The 6,000-nt window shown below is 71.4% G+C and carries 4 protein-coding genes; 3 read left to right on the forward strand and 1 reads right to left on the reverse strand.

Annotated features, from left to right (window positions below; genetic code table 11):
- Positions 1 to 40: 40 nt before the first annotated feature.
- Complete coding sequence (locus ACFVFR_RS15675) at positions 41 to 1,453, reverse strand: MFS transporter (RefSeq protein WP_383701687.1); 1,413 nt, start codon at positions 1,451 to 1,453, stop codon at positions 41 to 43.
- A gap of 280 nt (positions 1,454 to 1,733) precedes the next feature.
- Here ACFVFR_RS15675 and ACFVFR_RS15680 point away from each other — a divergent pair, with 280 nt between their 5' ends.
- From ACFVFR_RS15680 to ACFVFR_RS15690, 3 genes are all read left to right on the forward strand, one after another.
- The gene (locus ACFVFR_RS15680; RefSeq protein WP_383701689.1) at positions 1,734 to 2,714 is read left to right on the forward strand and encodes a LysR family transcriptional regulator; all 981 of its coding nucleotides are present in this window, start codon (positions 1,734 to 1,736) and stop codon (positions 2,712 to 2,714) included.
- 552 nt (positions 2,715 to 3,266) lie between these two features.
- Positions 3,267 to 3,938, forward strand: a complete 672-nt coding sequence (locus tag ACFVFR_RS15685; RefSeq protein WP_383701691.1) for a hemerythrin domain-containing protein — start codon at positions 3,267 to 3,269, stop codon at positions 3,936 to 3,938.
- 653 nt (positions 3,939 to 4,591) lie between these two features.
- Positions 4,592 to 5,497, forward strand: a complete 906-nt coding sequence (locus tag ACFVFR_RS15690; protein WP_383701693.1) for a BTAD domain-containing putative transcriptional regulator — start codon at positions 4,592 to 4,594, stop codon at positions 5,495 to 5,497.
- The last annotated feature ends 503 nt before the right edge of the window (positions 5,498 to 6,000 follow it).

The raw sequence follows: 6,000 nt of genomic DNA on the forward strand, positions 1-6,000 counted from the left end.
GGAGGCGGCCGGGCCTCGCGTACGCCTCCCGCGCCTCCGGCTACGCCTGCCGGGGCATCACCCGGCGCCCGAACAGCCACAGGTTCGCCAAGGCCAGCACGGCGAGCGCGCCGCCGAACCACAGGACGCCGGAGACGGCGACGCCGTCGGCGGCCCGCCCGCCCAGCAGCGCCCCCAGCGAGATCGCCAGGTTGAACACCGACACGAACAGCGCGGAACCCACCTCCCGCGCCTGCGGGGCGGCCCGGAGCATCCACGCCTGCGCGCTCACCGACACGCCCCCGTACGCCAGCCCCCACGCCACGAGCAGCACGGTGGCGAGCGGCGTGGACGCGCCGACGACCGCGATCAGCACGACGGCCGTGGCGAGCAGCGCCGAGAGGACCATCAGCGCGCCGCGCGGGTCGCGCTGGGCGCGCGCGCCGGCCAGGAAGTTGCCCGCTATGCCGGCCACCCCGTACACCAGCAGCAGCGTGCTGATCAGACCGGAGCCGACCCCGGAGACCTCCTCCAGGACCGGTCGCACGTAGGTGTAGGCGCCGAAGTGTCCGGTGACCAGCAGGGCGGTGGCGATCAGCCCGATCCGCAGCGCCGGGTTACGCAGCAGCGCGGGCAGTTCGCGCACGCGGACGGGCTGGGTCGCGGGCAGCGGCGGCAGCAGCAGGGCCATCGCCACCAGCACCGCCAGGGCCAGCCCGCTCATCACCCAGAACGCGGCCCGCCAGGACGCCAGGTCACCGATCAACGTCCCGGCCGGCACACCCAGCACCGAGGCCACCGCGATCCCGCTGAAGATCACGGACGTGGCGGCGGCGACGGTCCTGGCCGGCACCAGGCGTACGGCGAGCCCCGCCGCGATCGCCCACACACCACCGATGCTCAGCCCCACCAGCACCCGCGCGGCCAACAGGACGGGGAAGCTGGGCGCCAGGGCGGAGACCAGGTTCGCCCCGGCGAGCAGCCCCATCAGGGCACACAACACCCGCTTGCGGTCCAGCCGACCGACGAGCACGGCGAGCGCCGGCGCGGCCAGCGCGGCGACCAGGCCGGGCAGCGTCATCGCTAGGCCCACGGTGCCGTCGCTGACCCCCAGCGTGGAGCCGATCGCGGTCAACAGGCCGACCGGCAGCATCTCGGTGGTGACCACGGCGAAGATCCCGACGGCGACCGACAGCACGGCCAGCCACCCCCGCGCCCCCGGCCCCCGCTCGTCCCCGGCCCCCCGCCCCGGCTCGGCCCACCCCGGCTCGGCCTCCGGCGATCCCCCGGCCCCCGCCTCCCGTCCGGCCCCCGGCCCGGGTGCGGCCGGCGCGGGCGCGGAGCCCGGTCGCCGCGTCGGGTCGACGCCCGGAGTGCCCGGGGTGGGGGGCGCGGAAGTGGCGGAGGTGGGCTGGAGGCCGTGCGGGGGCGCGACGGCGTCGGCCGCGTTCGCGCGCTGGGGTGTCTCGGACATGCCTCCAGCCTTGGGCCGGCCCCGCTCGGGAACAACGCCGAAAACCTCATCCTTGTATGAGTCAGGCTTATCGATGAGCCGGGCCGCGCGGGTCGCCTCGCCGACCCGGAGGCGGCTGGGCGCGCACGGGGCCGCGGCGGGGCGACCCGGGCCGAAGCGCGCGGACCGCGCCCCCACCGGGGCGTGGCGGCGGACGAGGGACGGCGCGGCGCACGGGGCGCTCGGGCCGCGGACGAGGACGGCGGCGGGCGGTACGGGCCCGCGCGGGAAGGAACGCGGCATGGGCGGCGTGGAGATCCGGGAGCTGGAGTGCTTCCTGGTCCTGAGCGAGGAGTTGCACTTCGGGCGGGCCGCCGAGCGGCTGTACGTCTCCCAGAGCCGGGTCAGCCAGTTGCTCGGCGCCCTGGAGCGGCGCATCGGGGGCCGGCTCCTGGAGCGCACCAGCCGTCGCGCGTCCCTGACGCCGCTCGGCGAGAGCTTCCTGTCCGAGCTGCGGCCCAGCTACGAGGCGCTGCGCGCGACCGTCGAGCGGGCCCGCGCGAGCGCCCGGGGTGGTCTGGAGGGTACCTTGCGGGTGGGCTTCCTCGGCTCGGCGGACGAGCGCGTGATGAGCGCCCTCAGCGCCTTCCGCGAGCGTCACCCGCACTGCGAGGTGGCTCCGGTGGAGATACCGCTGGCCGATCCGTTCGGCGCGGTCCGGCGCGGTGACGTGGACGCCTCGATCGTGTGCCTGCCGGTGGCGGAGCCGGACCTGGTGATCGGGGCGGTCTTCTCGCGGCAGCCGCAGTTGCTCGCCGTCCCGCTGCGCCATCCGCTCGCCGGGCGCTCCTCGGTCACCGCCGAGGAGCTGGCCGACTGCCGTCTCATCGGGCTGCGCGGGCCCGCGCCGCGCTACTGGCGGGAGTTCATGGCCCCGACCACCACCCCCGGCGGGCGGGCGGTCACGCCCGGCCCCCAGGTGTGCACCCTCCAGGAGGGGCTGACGGCCGTGGCGGCCGGGCTCGGCACCATGCTGCTGTGCGCCCCCACCGCCACCCACCAGGGGCGCCGTGACATCGCGTTCCTCCCGGTCACCGGACTGCCGCCGTCCGCGCTCGCGCTGATCTGGCCGCACTCGCGGGAGAGCGCCGAGCACCGCGCCCTGAGCCAGGCGCTGGCGGACCGCCTCGACCTGCCGGCCGCCGCGCTCCCGGGCACCGCCCACTCCGCCGCGACGCGGCCCGCTCCCACCGCCGCGACGCCCGCTCCCGCCGGCCCGTAGGCCGCCGCACAGGGCGCCTGGACGGCTCCGGAGGGGCGGGGACCCCCACGGGCCGCTCCGGCCCATCTCCCGCCCACCAGAGCCCAGTTGGGGTGCGTGCCAACCATCACCCGCCCCCCGCGCGACCCCGCACGCCCCGAGCACGCCTCCGTACGCCTGCAGCCGCGACGCCGCCGAGGAAGGGCGCGTACGGCACGCGCCGTGCGACGTCGTACCGGACGGCGCCGCGCGGAACCGGCGACGCGCGCCACACAACAGGCATCTCGCCGCAATGCGGAGTGCGTAGCGTCACACCGCGACGCGTACTCGGCCCGGCCAATTGATGGGACGAATAGACCACGTGAGATACACGCTGTACGCGCGTCGCGACGTGGCGCGATTATGGCGGGACGTGACGGTTCACCAGAGGTCCGAATTGCCGGAATTCCGGATACCCACTCAATTAGTTCGCCAATCAACAGCCCATTCGCGGTATGGAACAACTTGCACCGGAGGTATTTGGGGTGCACACTGTTCCGAAGATTCGGAGCAACCTGCACCAGACTTCTCACCATGAGGAGGCAGCTCTTGAGCGCCATAGCGGGAACTCGCGACCAGTGCCAGGCCGATCTGACGCTGACGTACGCGCTACACAATGCCTTCCGGCGCGACGCGGCCCTGCTGATGTCTGCCTCCTACAGCGAAGACGTGCGGGACGGCGCGTCCATTCGCGCGGGATGGCAGACATTCAAGCGAAATCTGGCGATCCAACGCACCGCCAAGGACTCCGTGTTGTGGCCCGCACTGCGCGCCCGGCTGGCCGGCCGCCCCCAGGACCTGGAACTCCTGGAGTCAATGGAGGCCGAGAACGCCGAGATGGACCCGATGATCCGGAAGATCGACGCGGCCCTCTCCCACGACCGGCGCTTTCGACTGCGCGAGTACGCCGAGGACTTCTCCACCTCACTGCTACGCCACCTCGACCACGAGGAGGCGGAGGCCCTCCCGCTGATGCAGACCGTGCTCAGCCAGCAGGAATGGCGGGCCTTCTGCGACGAACAACGCCGCCAGGTCGGCTACAAGGGCGCCCCGTCCTTCTTCCCCTGGCTGCTCGACGGAGCACCCGACGGCACCCGAGGTCAGATCATGGAGCTGCTCTCCCCGCCGCTGCGCTTTCTGTGCCGCACCGTATGGCAGCCGCGCTACGAGCGCGTCCCGCACTGGGAGCTGGCCGGAGTCGCGTGAACCGGCCACAGTGACCGGCAGGTCACAGCGTGCACAACTGCCGTCTCACATAAGAGCGTTGACCCTTCATACGTTCAATTCTTGAATGCGCACCGAACCCCCGTCGCCGCCCCGGCGACGGGGGTTCTCGCATGCCACGGCATTGCGGATCGCCCGCCACGGCACTGCTCACGACCCGGTACGCTGATCCACTCCGCCCCTGGCCTAGACCAACACGTCCAGGCGGGGAGTGCCCCCGGGAATTAGGCAGTGGGATGGCCATCCATCAGAGAGCTGGAAGGACCATAGGTGCTCGGCTCAAAGCGGGTTACTATCTGGATCGTTCGAAGACCGAACACGCCTCATCATGCGGAACTATTGACTCACTGGTGAACTGTTGAACGACTGACTTGAGGTGACATAGACTGCCACCTGGCTCCAGATTTGCTCGACTTTCAGCCACGGGGGGATGAACAGGCGACGCGGCAAGGCCATACGGAATCAGGCACGACGGAACAGCGACGGACGCCCGTCCCCCAGCGGAGCGGCCCAAACGGGGACCAGCGCGAGACTGATCCCGGTGCTGTCATGGCGTCTTGTCTGCGTGGCCTCTCCATGCGTCCCTTCTCATCGAGCCTCTCGTCACACTCTTCTGGAAGGTGAACGAGAACGTCATGGAATTTGCCATATTGGGCCCGCTTCGCATGAACGAGCAGGGGCGTTCCTACACGCCAACGGCACCAAAACAACGGCAGCTACTGGCCCTGCTGCTCCTCAACGCCAACCAGGTCGTTTCCACCAGCACCTGCATAGATGAACTGTGGGAAACCTCGCCGCCCAACACGGCGCTGTCCACTCTGCAGTCCTATATCCTCCAACTGCGGAGAACTCTGCGCAGGGTTCCGCGCATCGGCAGTTTACAAGCCGCGCGCCGGGTTCTGGAGACCCGCGACGGCGGCTATTTGCTGGCCGTTCGCAACGATGAACTCGACGTCAATATCTTCACGCAGCTGGTGCGCGAGGGGCGCGCCCAGCTCCACCGCGACGACCACACCGCGTCCTCGTTGCTCTCGCGCGCACTGACGATGTGGCAGGGCTCCGCGCTCTCCGACGTGCAGGCGGGTCCCGTACTCCGAGCCCATCTGGTGGGCCTGGAAGAGGACCGAATCAGCGTCCACGAACAGCGCATCGACGCGGATCTGCGACTGGGCCGTCACCACGAACTCCTGGGCGAACTCAGCGCGTTGGTCACCAAGCACCCCACGCACGAGAACCTGCACGCCCAGCTCATGCTGGCGCTCTACCGCTCGGGCCGGCGCGCCCAGTCGCTCGAAGTCGTCAAGCGACTGCGCCAGGTGCTGCACGACGAACTCGGTCTCGAACCGTCGCCACGGATGCGGAACCTGCACCAGGCGGTGCTGGCCTGCGACCCGGTCATCGACAGCCCCGCGGGCAGCGACTCCGTCCTGGCGCTCGACCTCGCGCGCTACTCGTCGTCGTCCACCCTGCCCAGCCAACCCTCGCCCATCCTGCACACGCCCTACCCCGCATCGGTGCACGCGCACGCCCACGGCGAATAGGCCGCGCGTAACTCGGTTCGCACAGGCGGCGGTTGAGCCGGACATCTCCCCCGGCTTCGCACGTCGCACGGGTGCTACGCGCGTTCGCACCGAGCGCGCGTACGCACATGGCCGGACCTCCCCGCGGTCCGGCACCCCCCACCCGCAGCACCCTCCGACCCCGGCCCCCGCGCCTTAACTCCCGGCTATCACCGGCGAGTTGGCATACTGGCCCAGCGGCACGCGTACGGCGTGACCGCTCCGTGGCGTGCGATCGGCTCCGCGCGCGGTCGGAGTTTCCCCAGTCGCTCGTACGCCCCCTCCCGCCGCGTCCGGACGGAGTCCCTCACGCGGACGCGCGTCCGAGGCCGCTCGCGCCGACACCGACTCGGAGGCGACCGAGCCGGTGTGGGAGCGGGGATCCGTGCGCGTCAGTGGTTGACGGTCCAGGTGTCGTTGCCGTGGAGGAGGCTGGCGAGGTCGCCCTTGCCCTGGTGCTCGATGGCGTGGTCGAGTTGCTCGCT

The sequence above is a fragment of the Streptomyces sp. NPDC057702 genome, assembly GCF_042799315.1.
In the GTDB taxonomy this organism is placed as follows: domain Bacteria; phylum Actinomycetota; class Actinomycetes; order Streptomycetales; family Streptomycetaceae; genus Streptomyces.

Excerpts from the sequence above, each read along its gene's own strand:
- ACFVFR_RS15675 (WP_383701687.1), bottom strand. The coding sequence starts at position 1,453 with ATGTCCGAGACACCCCAGCGCGCGAACGCGGCCGACGCCGTCGCGCCC.
- ACFVFR_RS15680 (WP_383701689.1), top strand. The coding sequence starts at position 1,734 with ATGGGCGGCGTGGAGATCCGGGAGCTGGAGTGCTTCCTGGTCCTGAGC.
- ACFVFR_RS15685 (WP_383701691.1), top strand. The coding sequence starts at position 3,267 with ATGAGGAGGCAGCTCTTGAGCGCCATAGCGGGAACTCGCGACCAGTGC.
- ACFVFR_RS15690 (WP_383701693.1), top strand. The coding sequence starts at position 4,592 with ATGGAATTTGCCATATTGGGCCCGCTTCGCATGAACGAGCAGGGGCGT.